At 54.9% G+C, this 25,606-nt stretch carries 13 protein-coding genes; 6 read left to right on the top strand and 7 right to left on the bottom strand.

Annotated features, from left to right (window positions below):
- Positions 1–375: 375 nt before the first annotated feature.
- The 4 genes from H7846_RS17285 to H7846_RS17270 all read left to right on the top strand — a co-directional run bounded on the left by H7846_RS17285 (position 376) and on the right by H7846_RS17270 (position 10,221).
- The gene (locus H7846_RS17285; protein ID WP_186693975.1) at positions 376–2,535 is read left to right on the top strand and encodes an elongation factor G; all 2,160 of its coding nucleotides are present in this window, start codon (positions 376–378) and stop codon (positions 2,533–2,535) included.
- A gap of 103 nt (positions 2,536–2,638) precedes the next feature.
- Positions 2,639–3,814: an OmpA family protein gene (locus tag H7846_RS17280; RefSeq protein WP_186693973.1), complete on the top strand. Its 1,176-nt coding sequence runs from the start codon at positions 2,639–2,641 to the stop codon at positions 3,812–3,814.
- Between the two features lie 152 nt (positions 3,815–3,966).
- Positions 3,967–5,793, top strand: a complete 1,827-nt coding sequence (locus H7846_RS17275; protein ID WP_186693971.1) for an ABC transporter ATP-binding protein — start codon at positions 3,967–3,969, stop codon at positions 5,791–5,793.
- A 66-nt stretch (positions 5,794–5,859) separates the two neighbouring features.
- Positions 5,860–10,221 (top strand): glucoamylase family protein, encoded by a 4,362-nt coding sequence (locus tag H7846_RS17270; protein ID WP_186693969.1) that lies wholly within the window; start codon positions 5,860–5,862, stop codon positions 10,219–10,221.
- 10 nt (positions 10,222–10,231) lie between these two features.
- Here H7846_RS17270 and H7846_RS17265 read toward each other — a convergent pair whose 3' ends face one another.
- The 5 genes from H7846_RS17265 to H7846_RS17245 form a co-directional block, all read right to left on the bottom strand.
- Entirely contained in the window at positions 10,232–11,533 is a 1,302-nt protein-coding gene (locus H7846_RS17265) for a glucoamylase family protein (RefSeq protein ID WP_186693967.1), read from the bottom strand.
- Between the two features lie 48 nt (positions 11,534–11,581).
- Complete coding sequence (locus H7846_RS17260) at positions 11,582–13,207, bottom strand: GH39 family glycosyl hydrolase (RefSeq protein ID WP_186693965.1); 1,626 nt, start codon at positions 13,205–13,207, stop codon at positions 11,582–11,584.
- Positions 13,208–13,785: 578 nt separating this feature from the next.
- Complete coding sequence (locus H7846_RS17255; protein WP_186693963.1) at positions 13,786–15,306, bottom strand: GH39 family glycosyl hydrolase; 1,521 nt, start codon at positions 15,304–15,306, stop codon at positions 13,786–13,788.
- Positions 15,307–15,478: 172 nt separating this feature from the next.
- On the bottom strand, positions 15,479–18,973 hold the full coding sequence (locus H7846_RS17250) for a TonB-dependent receptor (RefSeq protein ID WP_186693962.1): 3,495 nt from the start codon (positions 18,971–18,973) through the stop codon (positions 15,479–15,481).
- Positions 18,974–19,427: 454 nt separating this feature from the next.
- Positions 19,428–22,178: a TonB-dependent receptor gene (locus H7846_RS17245; RefSeq protein WP_186693960.1), complete on the bottom strand. Its 2,751-nt coding sequence runs from the start codon at positions 22,176–22,178 to the stop codon at positions 19,428–19,430.
- Between the two features lie 160 nt (positions 22,179–22,338).
- Between H7846_RS17245 and H7846_RS17240 the strand changes: the two genes are divergently transcribed.
- Positions 22,339–22,902, top strand: coding sequence for an RNA polymerase sigma factor (locus H7846_RS17240; RefSeq protein ID WP_186693958.1), 564 nt, complete (start codon positions 22,339–22,341; stop codon positions 22,900–22,902).
- Positions 22,899–23,669, top strand: coding sequence for an anti-sigma factor family protein (locus H7846_RS17235; RefSeq protein ID WP_186693956.1), 771 nt, complete (start codon positions 22,899–22,901; stop codon positions 23,667–23,669). Before H7846_RS17240 ends, H7846_RS17235 begins: the two co-directional genes overlap by 4 nt.
- Before the next feature lie 78 nt (positions 23,670–23,747).
- Here H7846_RS17235 and H7846_RS17230 read toward each other — a convergent pair whose 3' ends face one another.
- Both H7846_RS17230 and H7846_RS17225 read right to left on the bottom strand, forming a co-directional pair.
- Entirely contained in the window at positions 23,748–24,818 is a 1,071-nt protein-coding gene (locus H7846_RS17230) for a YVTN family beta-propeller repeat protein (protein WP_186693954.1), read from the bottom strand.
- 3 nt (positions 24,819–24,821) lie between these two features.
- On the bottom strand, positions 24,822–25,604 hold the full coding sequence (locus H7846_RS17225) for a carboxypeptidase regulatory-like domain-containing protein (protein WP_186693952.1): 783 nt from the start codon (positions 25,602–25,604) through the stop codon (positions 24,822–24,824).
- Between the last annotated feature and the right edge of the window lie 2 nt (positions 25,605–25,606).

The following is a 25,606-nucleotide window of genomic DNA, read 5'->3' as shown; positions in this document are numbered from 1 at the left end:
CTCTAACAGGTTCTGAAGCTGCGGTTGGCCCGGTTCTCAGGATACGTCGTGGAACGCGGCATCCAGTGCTAAAAGGACCTCAAAAGTATCGAAAGAGCCGTTGACGGAACGGTTGAGGGGTGTGATAGCATCCGTGTCTCGCGGGTGGGGCAGTGACCGTCGCAATGAAAAGCGGGTTGCGAAGAGCGCTCTTTCCCGGAGATTGCGAATGCGTTGCAGGCCAGAGAATCTGTTGGTCTGTAACTGGAAACGGGGTGCCTCCCAGGCAGAGACGGATGGCAGGCCGATGATCTCAGTTCTGTAACGGCAAAGAATTGTCGTTGCTGCTGCTCTCCCTGGTTGGATTCTCGATGTACTTGCATGGAGGAGTCCTTTATGAGGGTTTATGCCGGAAATGAGATTCGCAATGTAGCCGTGGTGGGACACGCGCATAGTGGCAAGACGTCGTTGATCGCGGCCATGTTGCACGCCGCGAAGATGACACCGGAGCTAGGCAGAGTTGAGGACGGCTCTGCAGTTACGGCCTATGACGAAGAAGAGGTTATCCGGCAAACCACGATGGCGAATGCGGTTGCCTTCGCTGAGTGGAATGGCGTCAAGGTCAATCTGATCGATACACCGGGTTTTCATATGTTTGTGCACGAGGCGCGAGCGGCCATGATGCCGGTAGAGTCAGCGCTGATCGTCGTCAATGCCTGCTCGGGTATTGAAACGATGACGGACAGGGTATGGCGATACGCGAATGAAGTTGCGCTTCCCCGTGCGATTGTAGTCAATCAGGTCGATCATCCGAAAGCGGATAGCCGCGCCGGTCGGCAACAGATGATTGAAGTGATGCGGTCGAAATGGGGCCGACAGGTGATTCCGGTCGAGTTGCCAATTACCGACGAGAAGGGATTTCACGGAGTTGTTGATCTGGTCACGATGAAGTCGTATCTCTATGAGCCGGGGGGGAATGGGAGAGGGGAAGCGGGAGCGATCCCTTCATCCATGGAAGCTGAAGCGAAGCAGGCGCATGAGGCTTTGGTCGAGCTGGTCGCTGAAGGCAAGGACGAGTTGATGGAGGAGTTCTTCCAGGAAGGAACGATTCCGGAGGAGCATTTGGTCGGTGCACTTCACGAGGCTATACGCGAAGACCGAATCTTTCCGGTGCTCTATACCAGCGGATTAAGAAATGTAGGTACGGATCATCTTCTTGATTTTCTGAAGTTCTATGCTCCTGCGGCTGTGGAGCGTGTGCCGATTGCAGCCCGCGCCGCTCGTTCCATGCCGATAAGTCACGGAAATGGAGAAGCAAAGCCTGGCGACGGATATGTACACGAAGAGATGGTGATGAGGCCCATCGATGACAAGGAGCCTCTCGCTCTTTACGTCTATAAGACGATGTCCGATCCGTTTGCCGGCAGAATCTCTTTCTTCAAAGTGGTCAGCGGGGTTGCCAAAAATGACACGGCGATCCAGAACTTCACACGACACGAGCAGGAACGTCTATCGCATCTAGCCGTGATGCAGGGGCGAAAGGCGTTGGAGATCCAGGAACTTCATGCAGGTGACCTGGGGGCCGTTCCCAAACTGAGGGCCACCTTGAGTGGGGACACCTTGGGAGACAAGGCACACGAAATTTTTCTTGAGCCGGTTTCTATTCCCGAGCCCGTCATGACTTATGCGATCGAGCCGAAGTCGCGTGCGGACGAAGATAAATTGGCTCCTGCATTGCATCGCCTGATGGAAGAAGACCTGATGGTGCGGTTCTTCCGCGATCCGCATACGAATGAGTTTCTGGTGGCTGGATCAGGACAGACTCACATCGAGGCCATTGTCTCAAAGCTGAAGAAGCGCTATCACACAGAGGTGACCTTGAAGGCTCCCAAGGTACCGTATCGGGAGACGATCCGTGGCCGGGCCGAAGCACAAGGTCGGCACAAGAAGCAGACTGGAGGACACGGCCAGTTTGGCGACTGCCGTATCCGGATGGAGCCGCTTCCTCGTGGAAGTGGCATCGTCTTCGAGAACGATATCTTTGGCGGAGCGATTCCCAGGCAGTTTATCCCGGCAGTAGAAAAAGGTATTCAGGAGTCGGCTGCACGGGGTTTCTTAGCGGGATATCCGGTGCTCGATTTCAAGGTGACCCTCTTTGACGGTAGCTATCATGACGTCGATTCCAGCGAGATGTCCTTCAAGCTGGCAGCCCGGCTCGCCTTTCGGAAGTGCATGGAACAGGCCAAACCTGCCCTGCTGGAACCGGTGATGCGCGTCGAGATCGAAGCGCCTGACGAATTTGCCGGGGCCCTGATGGCCGACCTGAATGGAAGACGGGGAAGGGTCCAAGGTATGGAGAGTTCCGGTTCCGGAACTGCTATTCGCGCCGAGGTGCCGATGGCCGAGATGCTGACCTATGGAGCAACCCTGACCGCCATTACGCAAGGGCGAGGTACGTTCCGCATGGATATGGATCACTATGATCTTGTTCCCCAGCAACTGTCGGAGCGGATTCTTTCCACCGCGAAACGACCCATGGGAGAAGAGGAGGAGTGAGGCGCTCATAAATTCTTTATCTGTAAGGAGGATCTGAGCGCAGAGGTATTAAAAGTACGGGCCCAGGAACATCGCAAACGAACGAAAACATGAGGAGGAAGATATGGCTTCAATCGTTGAAAGCGTCATGGGATTCCTTGGTCCCATCACCGGGCCTCTCGCCAGCCAGCTTGGCGAATCCACTGAAACCGTGCAACGAGGACTTCAGGGCGGAGCTGCTGCGATGCTCACAGGGCTAGCTGCGCGCGCAGAAGAGCCCGGTTTTCTAGGGCAGATTTTTGGACTCATCACCAATCCTGCTAATACGCCGAGTGCAGTCTCTGCCTTGGCCGCCAATCCCTCGGCAGCACTTGCGGGGACATCTCCCCTTTCCGATATGGCAGGGCGTCTGCTCCCAATGATCTTTGGCTCGCGGCAAGGAGCCGTGACTGATGCGATCGGGCAATTTGCCGGAGTTGGAGCAAACAAGGCAGGCACACTCCTCAGCATGGCGGCCCCGCTTGTTCTCGGGGGGCTGGGACATTTTGTTCGCGACAACAATGTAAGTGCTTCAGGATTAGCAAATAGCCTGAAGACAGAGGTACCGAATCTGCAAGGACTGATGCCTGCCGGTCTTTCCACATTATTTGCAGGGATTCCAGGGGCGCTTTCCGCAGTCCCGACCCGTGCAGCGGCCACCACCAACCGATGGTTATGGCCGGTAGTGATTCTCGCGGCTATTCTGCTGGCTGCGTTGTGGTTCTTCAATCGCTCAAGGCCTCCGGCTAACGAAGCTATGCAGACAGCCTCGAATGCGGGAAGCTCCGCAATGTCCGCGCTTGGCGACTTCTTCAAAACCAAGCTGCCGAACGGAGTGGAGCTGAACATCCCTCAGTACGGAATTGAGAATCAGCTGCTTTCATTTATTCAGGATTCGTCGAAGCCGGTGGATACGACCACCTGGTTTAACTTCGATCGTCTGCTCTTCGATACAGGTAAAGCGACGTTGCAGCCCTCATCCGAGGAACAGCTGAACAACATCACCGAGATTCTGAAGGCGTATCCCAATGTGCAGGTGAAGATTGGAGGATACACCGACAACACAGGTGACCCGGCTGCCAACAAGGCTCTCTCCGACGCGCGCGCGAAGACCGTGATGGATGCTTTTGTCAGTAAAGGGATTGATGCGTCTCGCCTTACTTCAGAAGGTTATGGAGATCAATATCCTGTCGGTGACAATTCGACCGAAGAGGGGCGAGCAAAGAACCGAAGGATCGCTTTGCGAGTTACGCAAAAGTAAAATATTATTGGGAATTCTTTTTGAGCGAGCGGAAGATTTTGCCGCTCGCTTTTCCATGATGGGTGAACGAGCTTATATCCAACGTTCTGAAAGATTTGCGCATCCATTGAAGTGAGGTTGCGGAGACACAGTATCGCGACGAAAATCTGCTTATGAACGATTCTCTACGCCCTGCAAAAGCTCAGAGCCCATGGCTGGAGCGTCTGCGGGCGCTTCGCAACGTTCCCCCTGTACTGCGTATTTTGTGGGAGTCTGGCCCCTGGGTAGTGACGTGGGGACTGATTCTGCGCGTCTTTGTGGCCGTGCTGCCATTTGGGATTGCGAAGGTCGCACAGTACATCGTTAATGGCATCGCCAATGTTCTGAACGGACAAAGGCTCCCCGAAAATTTCTGGATTCTGGTGGCGACAGAGGTGGGGTTCAATGTCGGCCTGGGGTTGCTGATGCGGGTCATTGACTACACAGACGCCCTGCTCGCGAATCGCTATACCGAACACGTGAGCGTCCGCGTCATGGATCAGGCTGCACGCCTCGATCTGACGACCTATGAGAATCCTGTCTTCTACGACCGATTGGAGCGCGCTCGAGTACAGGCGACGGACCGTCTCGTGCTCATCCAGCAGATGGGTCGTCTGGTTCAGCAGGTCATCACGACGATCGCCTTCTCCGCTGCGCTCGCATGGGCCTCTCCCTGGCTTGTGCTGCTGCTTGCTCTCGGAGTTCTTCCATCTTTCCTGGGAGAGACGCACTTCGCCTTTCTTGGATATGCGAAAAACTTCCGCCAGACTCCGGCAAAACGACAAATGGAATATTTGCGTCAGGTGGCAGGCAGCCGCGAAGGAGCCAAAGAGGTCAAGCTCTTCGGCCTGCATCGCTTCTTTACCGATCGCTTCAAGACGCTTGCGAATCAGATTTACCGCGAAGATGTTGCTCTTGCTAGAAAGAAGCTCTTTATCGGTGGTCTGCTGGGGGTCGTTGGAACTCTGGGATACTACGGCGCCTATGTCTACGTGATCTGGCGAACATTGGGAAGGCACTACGATATCGGACAGTTTTACTTCCTCACTACGGCCATTCAGCAGGCGAGCTCTAACCTGCAGCAGGTATTTTCCACTGCATCAGGAATCGCAGACCAGGCGCTCTTCCTTACCGACCTGCTTGCGTTCTTCGAGATGAAGCCGATTGTCGATGCGAATCCGAATGGCCGTCATATTCCGGAGCGCATCCAGCAGGGTTTTGAGTTCCGCGATGTGTCCTTTGCTTATCCGGGTACCTCGCGGAGAATACTCAAAAACTTCAATATGAAGCTTCGCCCCGGAGAGCGCATTGCGCTGATCGGTGAAAACGGACAGGGCAAGACGACAATCGTAAAACTTATTACTCGCTTGTATGACCCCACCGAAGGGCAAATCCTTCTCGATGGTGTCGATCTTCGTGAGTACTCATTGGAAGATCTGCATCGTCATATTGGGGTCATCTTCCAGGACTTTGTGCGCTTCGAGATGACTGCGCGAGAGAACATTGGGATCGGACGCATCGAACGCGCAAGCAATCAAGCCGATCTGGAATCTGCCGCGCATAAGAGCCTCGCGGATACTGTAATCACCAAACTGGCTGGCGGATACGATCAGATGCTGGGCCGAAGATTTGAGGGCGGTGTAGAGTTGTCAGGAGGAGAGTGGCAGAAGATCGCACTGGCACGTGCCTATCTACGTGATGCTCAACTGCTCATTCTCGATGAACCGACGGCGGCGCTGGATGCACGAAGTGAGCTTGAGGTCTTCGAGCGATTTGCGGAGTTGACCGAAGGTAAGATGGCTCTGCTGATCTCGCACCGTTTCTCCACGGTTCGAATGGCTGATCGGATCGTGGTCCTCTCGGGTGGGCGCTTAATTGAAGAAGGAAATCATCAACAATTGATGGCGTCAGGCGGCGTTTACGCCGGAATGTTCGAGATGCAGGCAGCAAGTTACCGGTAAATTCTAGTTGTCGTTTTGCGCAGATTGTTTTGTAAGACCTACGAGGAAGAAGGTGAATTAGAGTCGATGGCATTTTCTGAAGATCTCACGCCGGCACACACAACTTCATTGACCGCTCCTGTTCAGGAGACTGCGTCGACAGGCTTGCCGGAAGAACCATCGGTGAGTGAGACAGAGTTGCGTCGACACGCCGATGAGCTGGCAAAGCATCTTCGTCCCCAGGTTCCCGGTAAAGATCACGAAAACCTCGTGCGCCATCTTGAACATCTTCGGCGTTGGCTCGCCTCCCGCGTACCCGTATGGAAACAAGGAGCCTCAACAACGGAACTGACTCCCAGGTTAGAACTCGTCGAGAGTGCGAGGATGTTTGAGTCGATTATTCCGAGGGGAGAGAGTGCAGCCAGCCTGTATCACAATGTTCCCGTTGCGGATCGGCCTCCTGCGGGCGTTCTTCCCCAAATCATTCATATCGCGGGCAGCTACCTGACTGCGGTCAATGGCATTTGGTCTCCAGGTTCGCTTTCGATTTACATCGAGCAGATGCAGCGTCATCATCCGCTCCGTCTCCGGGAGATCGAACTGTTGCCAGAGGCCCTGAAGCTCTCGCAACTTGAGTTCATTCTCAATTGTGCCGATAACGCGTTTGCCGCTGGAGAGTTGCCTCCCATCGAGCAGTCTCCTTTTTCCGCGCCGATTCACAGTCTGCGGCGTATGAATCAGATCGAGTGGCGAGATATCCTTGAGCCATTGGTAGCCTTCGACGCTGTGCTTCGCCTCGATCCTGGAGGTGTTTTCGCCCGGATGGAGGAAGAGACTCGCGCTGCGTATCGGCTGCGGATCGCAGAATTCGCTCAACACGCAGATACCAATGAAGTCCAGACCGCCCAGATTGCTTTGGAGCTAGCACAGACGGCAGAGCGCATGGACTATTCCGATCCGCGGATGTCGAAGAGAAAATCGCACATCGGCTACTACCTCTTTGCGGATGGTGTGCGCGAACTTAAGCTTCGTATCGGATTTCGCCCTGCGCCACTTGAGCGGTTGCGTGAGCTGATCCGCGCGTACAACGAAGAGTTTTATATTCTGGGCACCTTCATCCTGGCGTTACTTCTCATTACGGCCATGATCCTGCCGCTGATTCCGCATCACGAGTTCTGGCCAGTGATGGCAGCACTGCTTCTTGCTCTGCTTCCAGCAACGCAAGGGGCGGTCGATCTTGTGAACGGCATCGTTAATGTATTGATGAAGACAGAAGCTCTGCCCAAGCTAGACTTCTCCAAGGGCATCCCTCAGGAAGTATCGACTTTAGTTGTGGTGCCGACCCTCCTGATGAACGAAAAGCAGGTGGAAGAACTGCTCGAGGAACTGGAAGCACGTTTTCTTTCCAATCAGGATCCCAATCTGCACTTTGCTCTTCTCACCGATTTGCCGGATACGGCAGCCCGTCCTCCTCAGATCGATGAGGGTCCTCTTGTTGATCTTGCTGCTCGTACAATCGATGCGTTGAATCGGAAATATGCGGGTCGCCAGGCTGGATCGTTCCTGTTGCTGCATCGGCATCGCGCCTTCAACGCTCGCCAGGGCGTGTGGATGGGTTGGGAGCGTAAAAGAGGTAAGCTGCTGGATCTGAATCGCTTTCTCGAAGGAGAGCATGACAGCTTCCCGCGCAAGGCTGGCCCGCTCGGCGTGTTGGAGCACATCCGTTACGTCATTACGCTGGACTCTGATACGCAGCTTCCTCACGGTACCGCAGCCCGCATGGTGGGTACGATGGCGCATCCGCTCAATCGCGCCATCATCCATCCAAAGCTACGCATCGTTACGGCGGGATACGGAATTCTGCAGCCTCGCGTAGGAGTCAGTGTTTCGTCTGCCTCACGATCCCGGCTTGCCGAACTGTACTCGGGAGAGACCGGTTTTGATGTTTATGCCCGCGCAGTATCCGATGCCTACCAGGACCTCTTCGGCGAAGGAATCTTCACAGGGAAAGGGATCTACGATGTCAGCGCCTTCCACGAGGTCCTGAATCATCGTTTTCCAAAGAACGCTCTTCTTTCGCATGACCTGATTGAAGGCGCATATGCACGTGCAGGATTGGTTTCGGATATCGAGGTCATCGACGACTACCCCTCTCACTACTCTGCGCACATGAAGCGGAAACATCGCTGGGTACGTGGAGACTGGCAGATCCTTCGCTGGTTGTTCAATGTCGTGCCGGATGAATATGGACGTCTGGTTCTGAACCCGATCAGCACCATCTCGCGGTGGAAGATTATCGACAATTTGCGTCGCAGTCTCATCGAGCCGGTTGCATTTCTCCTCTTTGTCTTCGGCTGGTTCTTTCTGCCTGGAGGAGCGCTTTACTGGACCATTACAGTTTTACTGCTGATCCTGCTTCCCGGGTTGGTGCAGTTGGGCTTCAATCTGAGTCGAGCGTTATTCAGTAGAAGCTTCGCAGCCGTTCGCGATGGATTTAAAACCTTTATCTCGTCGCTTTCGATTACTCTGCTGAATCTCATCTTCCTTCCGCATCACATGTTGCTGTCGCTCGATGCGATTATTCGTTCGCTGATTCGTGTCTTCCTTTCTGGGAAAAATCTGCTGGATTGGGAGACGGCAGCACAATCGGAAACGAATACTGGGCGAGGTCAGCTCGATACCTACCTGAAGCTCTCGCCTGTTATCGCGCTCACAATTGCGATTGGACTTGCACTTGCGCATCCCCAATCGTTATTTGCGGCCTTTCCTGTCTTGGTGCTATGGGCTCTCGCTCCGGCGGTGGCAACGTGGGTTAACTCATCGCCGCGCGCAGTCGAAGGACCTCTCAAGGCTGCAGAACATAAGTTTCTTGAGCGTCATGCCCTGCTGATCTGGCGGTACTTCCTGGAGTTTGGCGGTCCGGAAAATCACTGGCTCATTCCTGACAACGTGGAAGAGAACAATCTGCATCAGGTGCGGAAACTCTCTCCCACAAATTTAGGGATGTTGTTGAATGCTCGGCAGGCTGCATGTGAGTTCGGTTTCATTACGCCTGCACAGTTTGCCGAAGCGACTCTCGGAACGCTCAACACCTATGATGGGTTGGAAAAGCAGCGCGGCCACATTTACAACTGGTACGACATTGAGACTTTGCAGCCAATCTCGCCGCGCATCGTTTCGGCGGTCGATAGCGGCAACCTGGCTGCGTCCTTTTATTCACTGCATACAGGAGCGATTGAGCTTCTGAAAAAGCCGATTACCCGCGAAGGCTGGCTCTCAAACTCTGAAGAAGCAGGCAAACAGGTTAGTAATTGGGTGACCGAAGAACGGAAGCGGTGTCGAAGTGAATGGGCGGAGTTTGTTGAGCTTTATGCACCCTGGCTGTCCCAACGCTTTGATCCTCTTTTTGCGTCTGTTGCTCCGGAGCCTGTCAGTCTTCTGAAGACTACGGCTTATGCAACGGAGTTGGAAGCGAAACTCGCTTCGATGCCTGTATCGCCACAGTTGCAACCGCTTACCCTCGAGTTATGCGAGAAGCTCTCCACTGCAAAAAATCGTGCATCACAGCTCTGCTCCGAGTTGCAGGAGATCACGGAGCGGTCGAATCGTTATGCCGATGCAATGCAATATGGCTTCCTCCTCGTGAAGTCTCGGAACCTTCTTTCCATTGGATACGACGGTGTAACCGGTGAATTGTACGGTGCCTGTTACGATTTGCTGGCTTCTGAGGCGAGGATGGCTTTCTTTCTCGCTGTCGCGAAGGGAGATATTGCGCAGGAATCGTGGTTCCGGCTCGATCGATCGCATGTCCTCGTCAAAGGGCGAGCCTGCCTGTTGTCGTGGACTGGCACGATGTTCGAGTACATGATGCCTGCATTGTGGATGCGGCTCTATCCCAACACGCTGATCACGCGATCGCTGGAGTCTGCCGTGAGGATTCAACGCGACCATGTCCGTAATATCCCCTGGGGCATTTCGGAATCCGGATTTGCGAAGACCGATGATTCTGGTCGATATGGATATCAGGCCTGGGGTATTCCGCAAGTTGCCCTGAAGTATGGAGCGGAAGATGGCCCAGTGATCTCGCCTTATTCGACGTTCCTTGCTTTGCCGCTTCTGCGCGATGAAGCCATTGAAAATCTTCGGCGAATGGAAGCGACGCAATGGGTGGGTGATTATGGCTTCTACGAGGCCGCGGACTACACCGAAGGTAATGAGCCCAGGATGGTTCGATCATGGATGGCTCACCATCAGGGGATGAGTTTGCTTGCGGTGACTAATCTGCTTCGTGAAGGTGCGTTCCAGCGGTGGTTCCATGCGAATCCGATTGTCCGCGCTACAGAACTGCTGCTGCACGAAAAGCCTCTCAGCAAGGAATCTCGAGAAGCCTTGGATGAGGCGCTTCCCTCGAAGCCTGCTGGAGATGAAGAGGCCCGAAAAGTAGCCTAGCTGCCAGAAACTAATAACTGCGGAACCCAACCAGTTTCATGGCGTTTTGGGCTTCCATGTTCTGCATGAAGGTCTTCCATACAAAGCCGGAGCGAAAGTTTTCGATCATGAGGAGACTGATGCCGAGATCGATGCCGAGTACGTCGGCGTCGAACCAAGCAAGCGAAGGATGGAACGCATCGCAAGGACCGTACCGCCCCCAGGCATACTGGCCGTATTTATCTTTGAGCGAACGAAGGACGCGTAGGCAATCGTGCGGAAGGAATGGCATCGATCCTGCCGTGGCGCATGGAACAACAGTGCCGTCGACTGGTCCGATCAGCGGGGGGCCTCCCCAGGCCGCGTAACCGTGCATCCAGTCCGATGCGGTCACTCCCCAGTAGTCATCGTTATATCCGCGGTTCAGGCTTAGGCAGAACGCCTTGTGTGCGCGAACCGCCGTTACGGAATTGGCAAAGTAATCCGCATATGTATCGCGCTTGCGGTAGAAGTCGAACCACGCATGAGAGTAGAGATGAATAAAGAGCGGGTCATGGCCGCTGATGTAATTGAAGTTTCCGAACCGGACGCGTGGACGAGAGAAGTTCTTCCAATACGAAGGATCGATCGGATGGGCTGTCGAACCGATGGCCAAGAGGTACATCATCATCATCTCGGCATAGTGGTCCCATCGCGGAGTCAGAAACCCCGTTGCTGGCAGCCAGCCTAGTGCGAAAGTCTTGCCTTCGTTCAGCATCCAGGGCCAGTCGACGCGGTTGAAGATCTGGGTTGCAAGATCGGTGATCTTAGGGTCTTTGAAGTAGGCCCGGCAGGTCAGAATTCCGCATAGCAGGATGGCTGTATCGATGGGTGAGACTTCGATGTTCAACAGCGGCAGACCGGTCTTCACATCGTTGAAGTGATAGTAAAAGCCATGCTCGGTCGGCATCGGCTTCAAGTGGAACTGAAGCGTTGCGAGGATGCGCTGGCGAATCTTGTTTGCCGGAAGATACTTCCGGCTGTCGGCGATACAGAGTGCCGTTAGCCCAAATCCCGTGGCTGCGATGCTTGAGGCGAAGCGCGGATCGATCTGACCCGTGGTGGTGTGGTTGTTCGCTCGATCCAGCACCTGGCCGGTTGAGGGGTCGGCCTGTTCGTAGAAGTAGAGGCAGGCCTGGCGCTCCATCTCATCGAGAAAGGCTGTTGAGGCGGGGTCGAGCGCACCCGGACGCGGAGCTGCAAAGGCAAACTGCTCCGACAGCTGCGGGAGAGCAAGACCGGAGAGAAGTGAGCCCGCGATCAGCCGGGTAGCGCTTCGCCGCGTAACCTTCATGCTGGAACTGCCATGGTCGACATTCGGAGTAGCCGGCACCCTTGAAGTTTAGCGTGTTGCCTTTCGGTTGCTGATGAGGACTACAGCAAGTCCCTGGGGTGGAACCTGAATCGTCAGGGTTCCGTTTTTCAAGGTGGCATGTTCGGAAGGCGCTGCTTTTCCAGCATCGCGCAGCTTCACGATCTCTTCCCGTGAAGGAAACGCCGGCCGGCCCATCGCGTCATAGGCAGGGATTACATTGCCATGTGTCTCGTCGACGCGCAGAATCGTTGCTGCTGCGTTGGATGCGACTCCCGCCAGCTGTAAGGTGAACGTTCGTTCTGGGCCGCGGCTGGCAGGAGGCTTCGTATAAGCGGCTCCCGTGCCGTCCGGTGGAGCGTAGTTCCAGAGCGCGATGGCGAGCGAGCCATCGGAGCGGCGTGTCGCAAGAGCAGAGTCTGAGTTCAGCGCAATACGTTGATCGCCGAGCTGGTGCAGCATGGCAAAGGCATGGAAGGCCGGCTTCTGGATGTGGTCTTCAGCGATCAAGCCAAAGCCTCCATAGAACGGAGTCCGGACAACACCCTGTTCTTCAAAGACATCGGAGAAAGTCCAATAGCTCAGCGACTCGACGAGTCCGTCGCACTGGCTGATTGTGGTCGCCAGCCACGGCCCCATGTAGATGGTGTCGGTGACGTTGGGTTCGTTGGCGTAACTGGCGTTGTACTCACTGAAGATCAGCGGGGTTTTGGGCAGCGGTGAAGTGGTGATCTCATCATGCACTTTGCGGACGGAGCGGCAGACCATGCGATCGCGCGGGATGTTTTCTTCCGTGTGGAAGACGTCTTTCGCGCTGTCGTTGGCATAGACGTGGCTCGATGCGAAATCGACTGGAATGTTCTTCTCTTTGCAGTGTCGGAGGAAGTCTCCAACCCATGCAGCTTGTGCTGTCGCGGGTCCACCGACACGGAGACGCGGGCTTACTTTCTTGATTGCCAGCGCGGTGTGGGCGTACAGCTCAAAGTAAGTTTCCTGCTTTGGCTTTCCGGCCCAGAAGTCGATGTTAGGTTCGTTCCAGACCTCGAAGTTCCAGTGCGATACCTCATCCAGCCCGTACCGATTGACTAAGTGTTGTACGAAGGCAGTGATCATCGCGTCCCATTGCGCGTAGTCCTTCGGGGGCGAGACATTCTGCTTGTACCAGAACGGGTGGAGCGCAGCCGGATCGGAGGCGAGCTTCTTGGGCATGAAGCTCAGCTCGACGAAAGGCCGGACTCCTTGCTCGAGCAGGCCATCATAGATCTGGTCGATGTAAGAGAAGTTGTAGTCGCCCATCATCTCCGGCGAGATGACGGTGGTGTTCTTCATCTGAGCGAACTGAACTGGCCTGCGATCCGGATCGTACAGTCCGACGTCATCCATGAAGATGCCGTGGAAACGCACGGTCTGAAAGTCGGTGATCTCTTTAACCGAGCGAAGGTCTTTGCGATAACTCTCACGCAGGGAGAGGATGGCGCGGCCGGAGCCGAAGTCTCTTTCCCAAAAATGAGGAAAGGGAGTGGTCTGGGCCTTCGCGTCGATACGAAGCATCTCGCCGGTTTGCGCTTTTGCCGATACGATCGTCATCATCCCCAGAGTTAAAGTGATGATGCAGAAAAACAAGCGGCTGCCTCGCCGCTGCCGATGAAGCACCATGAGAAGAAGAGATCTCCGCTTTTCAGATTTGCGCATTCTCAGAGACTAGGATGCATAAAGGATGCTGCCAGACTCGGCGCGTCGTTCGTGTGTATCCCTCCCCCCTATCATTTTTTGCGCAAAGTATTCAAAACATGGAGCTTAGCTTCGGACTAATTGCGCGAAATATAGAAAAATAAGGAAGTAAAGTGTCAAAGTATTCAAAATAAATGATTTATTGAGGCAATTATTTCCCCAAAGAGAGCTGACCTTTCTGGCCGCTATTTTTAGTTTAACAAAGCTAATAGGGGTAATCCGCAATGCGTATGTCATTTGTTTTGTGTGATTTGAATGGATTTTTGGCTTGACAGAGTTTGAGGGCGCGAAACTGGTGGGACGCGGTCGAAAGCAGGTTCCTCGACTTCGCTGGAATGTTCCCATTCATGTTGCTCTGCTCCATGAATGGAGCACCCGCTTGAGCAGGAGATTGGTGGTGAGCTCGTTCGGAATGACACCCTAGTGAGTTGTTGGTGAGATGAAATACGGGGATTCTTTTCTGCGTTGCTCCGCTCAGAATGACAGTCAAGATTATGCACCGATCATGGAGTCACGGTGATGAGGAGCAGTGCGTTGGGTTCGAGCGTCACGGTGAGTTGATGGTCCTGTAGATGAGTCTCTTCTGGGGTGGGGAGAGCGGTAGCTCGATTCAACTGTTCGACTTGCTGGGGTGTGGGGTAGTCCGGTTTGCCGATCTTTGCGTATTCGGGAAGGACATTTCCGTGTTCATTGTCGACGCGCTGGGTGGTGGCGCGAGCCGAGGCAGAGGTTCCGCGAAGAACCAGGGTGAGAGTACGGGGCTTAGCCTTGCTGAGTGAGTCAGGGTCGGGATCGACGAGGTTCCATGCGGCGATCTTCAAGCTGCCATCGGATAACTTCGTGACGATGATGTCAGGTGAGTTGTTGGCGATGCGGCGATCACCGAGTTGATGCAGCAATGCGAATCCATAGTAGCTCGGTTTGTTAATTCCGAACTCAGCGCGAAGACCGAATTGGCCGATGAAGGGACGAGGGCCAGGGCCACCTTCTTCAAAGACGTCGGAGAAGGTCCAGAAGGACATCATGTCGACGAGGCCGTCGCACTGACGAACAGTGTTGGCGAGAGCCGCGCCGACGTAGGTGGTATCGCGCGACTGGTTATGCCCGGGGACATTCCACTCTGTCCAGAAGAGTGGCAGCTTTGGTTTACCTGCGGCCTTCATCTGATTGCGCACCATGCCGATGGCGCGGCAGACGCGCTGATCCATGGGGAGATCTTTGGGGACGCTGGGATCGTCGGGGAACATGTTTTCGACGGTATCGTCGGCATAACCGTGACTGGAGACGAAGTCGACGGGGACGTTGTTTTCAGCGGTGTGTTTGAGGAAAGCCGAGACCCACTGTGCGGCTGCGGTTGCAGGGCCTCCAACACGCAGACGAGGGCTTACAGCCTTGAGGTCGCGCGCGGTGTGATCGTAGAGCTCGAAGTAGCTTCGCTGGCGAGGGATGCCGTTCCAGAAGTCGATGTTGGGTTCGTTCCAGACCTCGAAGTACCACTGCGAGACTTCATCGATACCGTATCGCTGCACTAGATTTTTTGCGAAGGCGGTGATGAGGCCATCCCACTTTTCCATCGACTTCGGCGGCGAGACATTTTGCTTGTACCAGAAGGGATGCAGGGCATCGGGATTGAAGGCGAGTTTTTTGGGCATGAAGCCGATCTCGACGACGGGCCGCACACCATTGGCAAGCAGATTGTCGTAGACCTGGTTGACGTAGGCGAAGTTGTAGACGGGGTTGCCATGTTCGTCCTCGTTGTAGACGCCGAGCTCATCGTGCAGGATGGCGTGGAAGCGGACGTAACGGAAGTCGGTGACCTGCTTTACGGCTTTGAGGTCATTGAGGTAGCTCTGACGAAGGACGAGCGCGGCGCGACCGGAGCCAAACATCTCCTCCCAGAAGTGAGGGAAGGGAGTAGTGGGGGCGTTGGCATCGATGGTGATGGTTTGCGCGGAAAGGGAAAGAGTACCAAGTAGAGGAAGGAGCAGGAGAGCTTTCAGAGAAGAGAGTCGAAGGCAGTTCATTGTGGAAGCTCCTGAGGAGGGACGAAGAAAGGAGCGCCTCGTAGGCGCTCCTTTCTTGATTGAAGTGTAGAGAACCTGACAAACGCAGGTCCTGCGACTTCGTTTGCCACCTTGTGTGCCAAACTTCGCTCAGGATGACACATCAAGATGAACTTTCCATTGTTGGCACGCTTTAGAAGCTGAAGCGGGCCTGGAACTCGATGGTGCGTGAGCCAAGAGCCGTTTTGCCCTGGCCGAAGGTTGGGTTAGTGATGATGGTATTGTCGTCTCCTGTATTGAAGGGCGTGATGTTGGTCTGGTTGAAGATGTTGAAGAACATGGCGCGGATGGTGAGTCCGGCGTTTTCGCCAAGGATGCTGTTGCTGGGAATCCCGAAGGTCTTCTGCGCATCCATGTCGGTGTCAAAGTAGTTTGGGCCGTGGAGGCTGTTGCGTCCTACACCTGGAGGTGGAGGAGCTCCTGTTGTGGGATAACTGGGTACGGTGAAATAAGCGAGGCCACCGTTGGGGAACTGGCCGCCTGTCCGTTTGAAGGTATCGTTGCTGGTATCGCCGGTGCCACGTGCGATCTGAGCGCCGGGGCGAAGAGTGCAATATCCGCTGCCGACATAGACGACGTTGCAGCCCGTGTTGGTATAGACGGGGGTCCAAGGGAAGCCGGTGTGGTACTGGATGATGCCGCTGAGTTGGATGCCGCCGAAGATGCCTTCCATCAGGCGATTGTGGGGGAAGAACTTCGGAGCATAGGTTCCGAAGAGCTTCGCGTTGTGAGTGACATCGTAGTCGGCCCGGCCGTAGGCGAAGCGATTGTCATAGGGGTAGTAGTCGATGTAGTAGTCCTGCGATGCTGTATCCATGATCTTGCCCCAGCGGTATTGGCCAGTCATGCTGAAGTTGCGACCGAAGTCGTGCCGAACCTCCGCAAGGAAGGCGTGGGAGCTGGCGCTCACATCGTTCAGGAAGTAGTTGAACGAGCTGATGGATGGGTTCAGGTTGGGATAGTAGATCCAGTTGAGGTTGGTCTGGCGGGTGTAATGGCGCGAGATGCTGCCCTGATATCCGAGGCTGAGAACCCAGCGTGAGGCAAGAGCATATTCCACGCCCAGGGACGTTTTGTAAGTCAGCGGAGTAGGCAGATTTTGTTGAATGGCTTGAATCTGCAACGGTGCTCCTCCGACGGGCAGGCCATTGGGGCCGAAGGTGGCAATCGCGGTGGGATTCGAAGGATACCCGTTGATGTTGGTTGGGCTTGAAGATGCCGCGTAGATGACTCCCGGGCAGTTGGTGAGAGTGGTATTCGTACAGACAGCATTGATCTGCGTGACCAGTGGAGGATTGGAACGGCCGTTGAGAGTAACAGCTTGTTGCATGCGGTTGTAGGCGATGCCGAATCCACCACGGACGACAGCTAGATGGTTTGAAGACGGATTGATGGAATAGGCAAAGCCGAACTGCGGTCCCCAGTTGTTGGGGCTGGTCTTGTAGAGATCGCCGCCGACTTTCATGGTGGTGCCGGTTAGAGTTTGAGCTCCGGTGCCGAGCACAGGATTGCTGATGTTGTTGTTCTTCTCGGTGGTGGGTGTGAAGTACTCCCAGCGCATGCCAAGATTAAGCGTGAGGTTTGGGCTGACACGCCAGTCGTCCTGAACATAACCGGCGTAGATGTAGGAACGAATGTGCTTGGTGGCCGAGGTGGGAGCGCCAGTGCGGGGATCGAAGTTTCCATTGAGCAGACGTGGACGGTCGTTGGCGAACTCCCACAGGTTACGGAAGGTGTAGTTGGGAATTGCGGCGCCGGTCTGCGTGTCGTTATCGAGCTCGCGATAACCATCGAAGCCCATGCGGATGTTATGTGAGCCCCAGGTCTTGGTGAGGGTATCGCGAACGTTGTATGTCGTTTGGGCAAAGTTGCCAGGGCCGGGTGCACCAAAGGTTTGAAAATCGGCTGTATTGATTCCTCCCATCGTATCGAGAGTGCCGCGGGGAAGCCCGAAGGGCTCTTGCGGATTGGAAGTGACTTCGTTGAAGTACCAGCGCACACCGTTGAGCCGGAATTCGTTCAACAGGGTGGGATTGAAGATATGATTCCAGAGTGCGGCGTGCGTGTAGGCGAGGCGGTCCGAATGCCAGAGATTCGCTGCTCTGTTGGGGCCGTTATACGAGGTGGTTGAAGTAGGAACCCAATAGACGGTGTAGGCGATCAGGTCGCGAGGATTGAGTTGCCAGTCCAGGCGACCGTTGAATTGTTGGGCGGTGCTGGTCGTTGGGTTGACTGTGTTGGCAAGAAAAACGTCTGGGACGCCATCGAAGCCGCCACCGATGCCGGGAGCATTGTTGCTGACGTAAGAGGGGTCGGCGGTGCCGAGCGGACTCGCGAGCGGCGAGCCCAAGTCGAGTGCGGTTCCGCCATTGTAGGGAACCGTTCGGCAATATGCAGCAGGTAGATTGACGAAGGCGCAGGTGGAATTTGGATTGACGGTGGCGCCGGTAACACTTTCACCGGGATAGCCAACGATAGCAGCGGAGACGCCGCCTTGTTTTCGCTGGGCAACTAATTGATCGAACTCTGGAGTCTCATACCACTTTGGCGGTTGCTGCAAAGCTCCACTGCTACGAAGCTCTTCATACGAAAAGAAGAAGAAGATGTGGTTCTTCCAGATCGGTCCTCCGACACTGCCGCCTAATTGATTGAACTGATTATTGTCGCGAATAAGAGTTTTAGTGTGGTCGGCGCCTGGAGCAGTAGAGTCGGGACCATTCCACCTCTGGTAGGCGTTCAGACCGGGACGATGAAATTTGAAGAATGTGCTTCCGTGAAAGTCGTTCGTGCCATTTTTAGAGACGATCAAAACCTGTGCGCCGCTATTGCGTCCATTGGTCGCGTCATAAGGACTGGTCTGGGTCTGGACCTCTTTTACTGACTCTTGATTGGGAGTAATGACAGCGCCTCCGCCCCATGCAAGAGAGTTAACCTGGCTGCCATCGATCTGGAAGGAGTTGCCGGAGACGCGTACACCATTGGCCTGGGACTGAGCACGGTTTTCTACTGCGAAGATACTGCCGGAGGCACCACTTGCTCCGCTTCCGCCGATACCGCCATTGCCGGGAAGAGAATAGCTTCCGCCACCTGCTTGTTGTGAGCCATCACCGAGAGCGCCCGGCGTGAGACGTAGCAATTGGTAAGGATCGCGATTCGAAGAAGGCAGCGTTTGGAGCTGCTGCGCAGTGATGGTGCCGGCGATGGTTGCTGTAGCGGTGTTGATGGCAGGTGCGGTATCGGTGACGGTGACCGACTGTTGCGCGCCAGCGGCATCGAGGGAGATGTCAAGGGCCTGCATCGTCTCACCGGCGATATTGACGTTGTCGACGGTCTTGGTGGAAAAGCCTTTGGCTTCCACGGTGACGGTGTAGGGAGCCGGGGCGAGTCGGTTGAAGGTATAGGTTCCGCCTCCGTCGGTGGTGCCCTTCTGGGTCTGGTTGGTTTCTTTGTCGACGATGGTAATGGTTGCACCGGGTACGACGGCTCCGGTGGGGTCGCTGACCGTGCCTTGTAGTCCTGCACGATATTGGGCGAAAGATGTTCTCGGAGAAAACACGAACGCGACCAGAGCAATTAACAGAATGGCGTAGGGTCGGTTCGAAAAGGGAGTAACAGAATGGGTTTTCATCACGGCTCCTGAAATGGGAGCGGCACAACGTGCGTGACCAAAGCTCCAGATGAGTTCCGGTTTATGCCGGAGAGCGTAGGAACGCTTCGCTGGCATACCTGTGTAGGTCAACCTGCCGCAACCTGCGACCGGATATCCTCTCACTTCCCTGGGAGCACCATCAGAACGAGTGCCTGTGGCGAAAACGGCGTACACAAGTCATCGATTGCACGACAAAGCTATGCAATCGCGACGCATGAGAACTTCATGAACAAGAGATGCAAAAAAAGGCTAGAAGGTCATTCGGAAGAGCAAAGAAATTTTGAGAGGGTATCTAGAGAGAGATGAGGAGGATACGAAATACAGAATACAAAGATCCCTCGACTTCGCCCGGGGTGAAACCTTTGATAAGGAATGCTGGAACTCTTCTCATGGTCTTTCACGAGGTGAAGGACCTGAGAAGAATGAGGGAGCGCTACTTCTTCGAAAGCGTGATGCGAATCCCTCCGAAGAGAGTAAAGGGAGCTCCGGGGGCAAGGAAGGTTGTGTTTCGGACGGGATAATCTCCGTTGCTGTTGGAGGGAAATGGACGTGCAATGAATTTGCCGTTGTTGTCGTAAGGGGAGGTTCCTAACTGCGCGGCGGTGTAGTAGTGCGTGTCGAGGATGTTATTGAGTTGCAGGAATGCTTCGAGACGAGAGCTGAAGAGATAGCGGGCTCCGACGTTTGCGACGCCATAGGCAGGAGAACTCCCTGAGCCAAGATAGTAGGTTCCATCGGGTTGATGCTGGTTGTTCTCGTTGCCGCGTGCATAAGTACTGGAGGCCGCGATGACGTTGAAGTCGATGAGCCACTTTTGTGTGGGCTTATAGTCTGCGAAGACCTTGAGGACGTGCTGCGGGATCTGAGGAATACGGTCTCCGGGAGTGATCTCGATATCGCCATCGATTCCAGGGAAGCCAGCGAGGCTGTTATCGTTGGTGCTGTTACTTCCTCCATTGACGGTTTGGGAAGACTGATAGGTGGCGTTGAGGAACGTATAACCTCCGCCGAGAGCAAGGTGCGACAACTGACCGCTTAGGTTGAGCTCGACCCCTTGGCGGCGAGTCTTGCCGAAGTTGAGGAAGTATCCAAAACCCGTTTGTTGGGAAGCGACGAAGAGGATGTCGTTAGAGTTTTGTCCCCAGAAATATCCTGCGCTCCATTGGAGATTGTTCTGTAGGCGACTGCGAACTCCCGCTTCTACAGTCCGGCTGACCACCTGGTTGAGCGGCGGATCGGAGACGAGAGCATTGGGAAGGTTACAGGGGAAGTTTGGGTCGGCACAGCCCAGCTCAATTGCGGTTGGTGCGCGGCTGGCTTCACTGTAATTGGCATAGAGATGGAAAAGAGAGGAGGCTTGATAGGTAGCACCAACCGCAGGATTGAATCGCTGAAAGACATGGTTTCCGGTGAGAGAGCCACGTCCTGGAGTATTCGCTGGAAGTCGATCAATGTTGTCAACAGTGGTGCGGTTGTATCGCCCGGACGCTGTGATGGACCAACGATTCATGGTGAAGGTATCGGTGAGATAGAAGCTGGGGGTCTGGACCGTACCGTGAAGCTGAACTCGAGTATCGACGGGCGAGCCGTCCTGGTTCGTGGAACCATCGGCGTAGGCGTCGACCGGTGTGATGGAGACACCATCGGTATTGAGATACCCGAACTGTGATAACTGCTGATAAGTCATTGAGCTACGATCCCAGCCGGCCCCCGCGGAGAAGAGATTATGGGCGGTGCGCCAAGAGAGGAGTCCAGAGAAGCCATAGTTGTTCTGTTGGGTGCGAGTGTTGGTAATGGAGCCGGTGCACTTTTCGGCAGGCTCGTCTTCTTGCAGAGCCTGAGCGATACATCTCCAGTAGGGGAAGGGTTCGGTGGTGGAGTTTCCGGTCGTGGGAAAGCCGCTGTATCCGGCAGCTTTGAGTGCAGCGATATCGCTTGCGCTGAGGTTGTAGAGAGATTGGTCAAAAGAATCGTTGTTGATATCGCCGTTGGTGGTGTCGGTGCGAACGTGGCGGAAGTAGAGATTACCGGAGAGGCTCCAGTGATCGCTGATCTGGTGGGCGGCGTTGAGAGTGAGTGAGGGCGAGTGGTCCCAGAGGGTATCGGGGATGGTGTAGACGCTGCTGTAGTCCTTGTTGAGGAAGCGGAAGTCCTGCAGCCCATTGCCGGTGAGGTTATTGATGGCATAGGCACCGGAGAGCGCGATGCTGGTGCGTTCGCGGTTCCAGCGCAGCTTGGCGAAGGACTGCCTGATCTGCGAGGGTGAAAACTTGCGCCAGCCGTCTTCGCGGAAGTAGTTGCCGGCGAGATACCAGTCGAGATCTCGTCCGTTTGATCCGCCGTACTCACCCTCGACGGAGGCGCGGCCGAAGGTCCCGCCGATCGCCTGTACAGTGAGTCCCTGATTGTTTGATCCGTCTTTTGTGCGGACTGCGATGGCACCGCCTAAGGTGTTGAGCCCGAAGAGCGGATTGGAACCGGGGATCAATTCCGTGTCCTGGATGGCGACTTTAGGGATGAGGTCCCAGGAGACAACATCTCCGAAGGGCTGGTTTTGACGAACGCCATCGAGGTAGACGGAGAGTCCCTGAGGAGTACCAAGCAGAGGAGATGCGGTGTAGCCGCGATAGTTAACATCGGGCTGGAAGGGATTGCCGTTGTTCTCATTAATGTAGATGCCGTTGATGCGCTTATTCAGGACATCGGTGAGATCAAGGGCATTGGTATGGCCGATGTCGTCCGCGGTAAGGCTCTGGACTGGAACGGGGGTTTGTTCGATAGAAAGGCTCTCGTTGCCGATAGGAGTGGGGGAAACAACAGTGATTGCCGTAGCGACTCCCTGAACCTGCAGAGCGATTGTTCGTTGGAACGGTGCGGTGGAATCGATGTCGAGCTGGAGGGAGCGGCTGGCGAATCCGTTGCGGGAGATCTCGATGCGATACCCTCCGAAGGGGAGATCATGTGCAGTGCAGGTCCCGTGCGAATCCGTTGGAACGGAGATGGCGACCGAATTGGAGAGCCCATCGACTGCGCAGCGGGCTCGGAGAGCTGCTCCCGAGGGGTCGGTGACGTGGATGCTGATCTCGCTGCGATTTGAAGAGGGTTGCTCATTCTTCTGAGCATGGGTAAAGATGGAAGCGAGCAGAAAGCAAGAGAGCAGAGAGCCTGAGATACGAGATGCCATGTCACCTTTAGGCGAACGTCGCCGGATGGATTCTGAAGGAAGTGTGTCGATGAGATATTCCGGAAGGGGAGATTTTGTTCAGGATATTTTTTCGGAAAATAAGCGGGTTGACTTCTGTCCATGCGGATTGTTCGAATGCTTGGTTTGAGACGTCTCAAATATGCTTGAAATCTCTAAATTGAAATCGGCGACGCTGGAGAGGCTTCCCTCTGGAGAGGAGACCCTCGCGCTTGAAGAAGAACTGCTTCAGTTTTACGGTGAGTTTCGCCTGCGCCTGCTTCGATATTCGATCTCCCTGGGATTGAAGATGCAGGATGCAGAGGATGTAATCCACGAAGTATTCCTGGCGCTGTTCCATCATCTTGAATTGGGAAAACCACGCGACAACCTGGCGGGATGGATCTTTCGTGTGACCCATCACATGGCCTTAAAACGGAGAATCCGATACCGCAGAGAAGATTTTGGAAAGAGTGAAGGATGGGACGGAGTTTTAAGCGATGTTCCAAGTCCTGAGGAAGACTTTCTCTTTACGGAGAGACAGATGCGGCTCCGAAGAGTTTTTGATGCGCTGCCAGAGATAGACCGTTTGTGCCTGCAACTGCGGGCTGAAGGTTTAAAGTATCGGGAGATTGCGGAGGTGTTAGGAATCTCTCTCGGAGGAGTAGCGAATTCGCTAGGCCGGTCATTGGAGCGGTTGCGGCGAAGCGAAGGAGGTGACTCGTGAGACTGGGCCACTTATCTCAAACAGAACGGATTCAGTTTGTCGATGGAGAGATGTCGCTGGAGGAGGTATCGCGCGCGGAGACGCATCTCAAAGAGTGCTGTGAGTGTCGCGCTGCGTTGGCAGAGACGCGAGGGATTGCAGAAGAGCTGAACAGTTCCTTGAATGCTGATTTGAGTGGAACGATATCGGATGTGCATCGTGAGCCGGGATCAGAGCTTGCGGCGGTGAAGCGTTCCGGCGTTCGTGGTTGGATGAAGGGAATCTCGGGCGCGGAGAAGCTGCGTTGGGCTGGAGCTGCGGCGTGTGTGGTCGCTGTGTTGGTATGTTTGCCGCGTTGGCAGAGATCGAATGGCGAGATTACGTTTTCTTTGCCGAACCGCGGGCTGACTCCAGGGATGACGAGACCGGTCGAGCTCGCAGCCGTGTGCTCCGCGAATGACGACAACGATTTTGATCCTGAGCTTCCACAAGAAACGCAGAAGGCAGTTTTTCGGGAATATGGGATCTCGATGGAGCATTCGGCGAAGGACTTTCAGGTGGACTATCTGATCAGTCCGCAACTGGGTGGTACGGACGATGTGCGGAATCTGTGGCCACAGTCCTATAAGGAGACGACGTGGAACGCACACGCGAAAGATGCGTTGGAGCGTCATCTTTCACGGATGGTCTGTGAGAGGAAGATCACACTCGCGCAAGCGCAGCGCGAGATCGCGAGCAACTGGATTGCCGCCTATCAGAAGTACTTTCATACGCGAAGACCGGTGTAAGCGAAGGAGCGTTCGGCAAAGAGCCCACGATAAAGTCGCGGGCTCTTTGCACTGCATAACGAGCTTTGGGTGTTGTATTTATTTCAGGACGATGATTCCCCAGGGGCCTTTGCCTGCCTGCACCTTTTTGATGACCGAGTTTGTAGCGACATCCACAGCGGTGACGTCATTCGACGGACCATTGGCAGAGTAGAGCGTGTTTCCATCAGGTGAGAGCGCGATTCCCCAGGGACGCTGACCGACCTCGACCGAACCGAGAACCTTGTCGGTTGCGGTGTCGATGGTGAAGACCTTGTGACCTCGACCGGTGCTGACGTAGAGCTTTTTCGCATCGGGTGAGAGAAGAACAAACATGGGCTTGATGATGCCAGGCTGCCCAATCTGGATAGTCTTGACGACTTTGTGCCGCTTTGTATCGACAACGACGACGGTGCCATCGTTTTCCGCATTGATGTAGGCGAGCTTGCCATCTGGCGTAAAGGCGACATTACGAGGGCGGTGGCCAACCTTGAAGGTGGAGACGATCTTTCCGGCTGCGGGATCGAGCACAGAGATCTCGCTGTTTTCTTCGGAGGTGACGTAGACTTGTTTGCCATCCGGAGTGACTTTGACTCCTTCAGGCTGGCCGCCCATCTTGAGGGTTTTGACGATGGTGCCTGAAGCAATGTCGATGATGCTTACGCTGGAGATGTCCTCGTTGGAGATGTAGAGCTGTTTTCCGTCGGGGCTGATATCGAAATTTTCAGGATCGGAGCCTCCAGGGATGATTTTGACGATCTTTCGCTGCACGACATCGAAGATGCCGATTCCGTCTGCGCTTTTATCGGCAGGGGGAAGCGTGCTCTCGTCGACGTCGGGGCCGGCGATGGGGGTTCCGCTGAGCGCGACATAGATTGTCTTTTGATCGGGGCTGGCGTGGATCCCACGAGGACGCTTGCCGAGAGGAACAGTGGCCAGAACATTGTAGTTTCCGCTGTCGATGATGGAGAGATCGCCGGAGACTTCGTTGGTGACGTAGATCTTTGGCGCACCGGATTCTGCGGGAGGTGCAGGGGAGGCAGGAGTAGTGGCAGTGTTCTGCGACTTGCAACCAATCAGCAGAGAGAATGCACAGGCGAAGAAGAGAGCTCGATTGAAAGTCTTAGGCATTCGTTATTTTCCTTTGTAGGTGAAGTCGGCAGTAGCGTGTTGCTGAGGAGCGATAGTGATCTGCTGCTCCTGCGTTCCCAGCTTTTCCTGCCACACGGCGAGAGTGTAGGTTCCGGGCGGAAGGTTGCTGATGGTGAAAGAACCGTCGTCTTTCGAGACGGAGAAGTATGGATGATCGAGGACTCCGATGTAGGCGTGCATCCAGCTATGGATATTGCACTTTACCGGGATCATGATCTCGGGCTTGATGAACTTGCGATTGAGCGGAGCATCGCCGGGGCCCTGACTATGGTTCCACTCGCGATTGATTTCGGCCATGGGATGAATGTTATGAGTCACCGGGTCGGAGTTAACAATCTGTAAGGGCTGGTTTACCTGGATTCCGAGGACATGGGGATGGAACCAGCAGCCGCTCTGGTCGATGACGACGGGTTCGGTGGGCGTGGGGAAGTTCTTTCCTTCGAGGCCGCTCTTGATGTAGACGAAGACGTTTGCCAGCGAACGGTGGGTGCTTACAGCGAGCGATTCATCATAGGTTTTGCCATGATGCGCTGCGACACAGGCAGGGTCTTCACTCATGTCGATCGCTTTACGCGGAGGTAGTTTGCCGGTGTAGCGAATGGTCCCGGTGATAGATCCAGCAGTGGCAGGATCGACGTGGAAATAGGTGACTGCTGGTTGAGCGGTTTTGGCGGGCGCAGTCTGCTCCGATTTGCGGGAGCATCCGATGGGCAGAAGAGCGGAGACAAGGCAAAGAGGGATGAGTCTGCGAAGGCTGCGGGTCATAT

The sequence above is a fragment of the Edaphobacter sp. 4G125 genome, assembly GCF_014274685.1.
Taxonomy (GTDB): Bacteria; Acidobacteriota; Terriglobia; order Terriglobales; family Acidobacteriaceae; genus Edaphobacter.
Note: the sequence above shows the minus strand (reverse complement) of the source record. Positions and strands in the feature narration are given on the sequence as shown.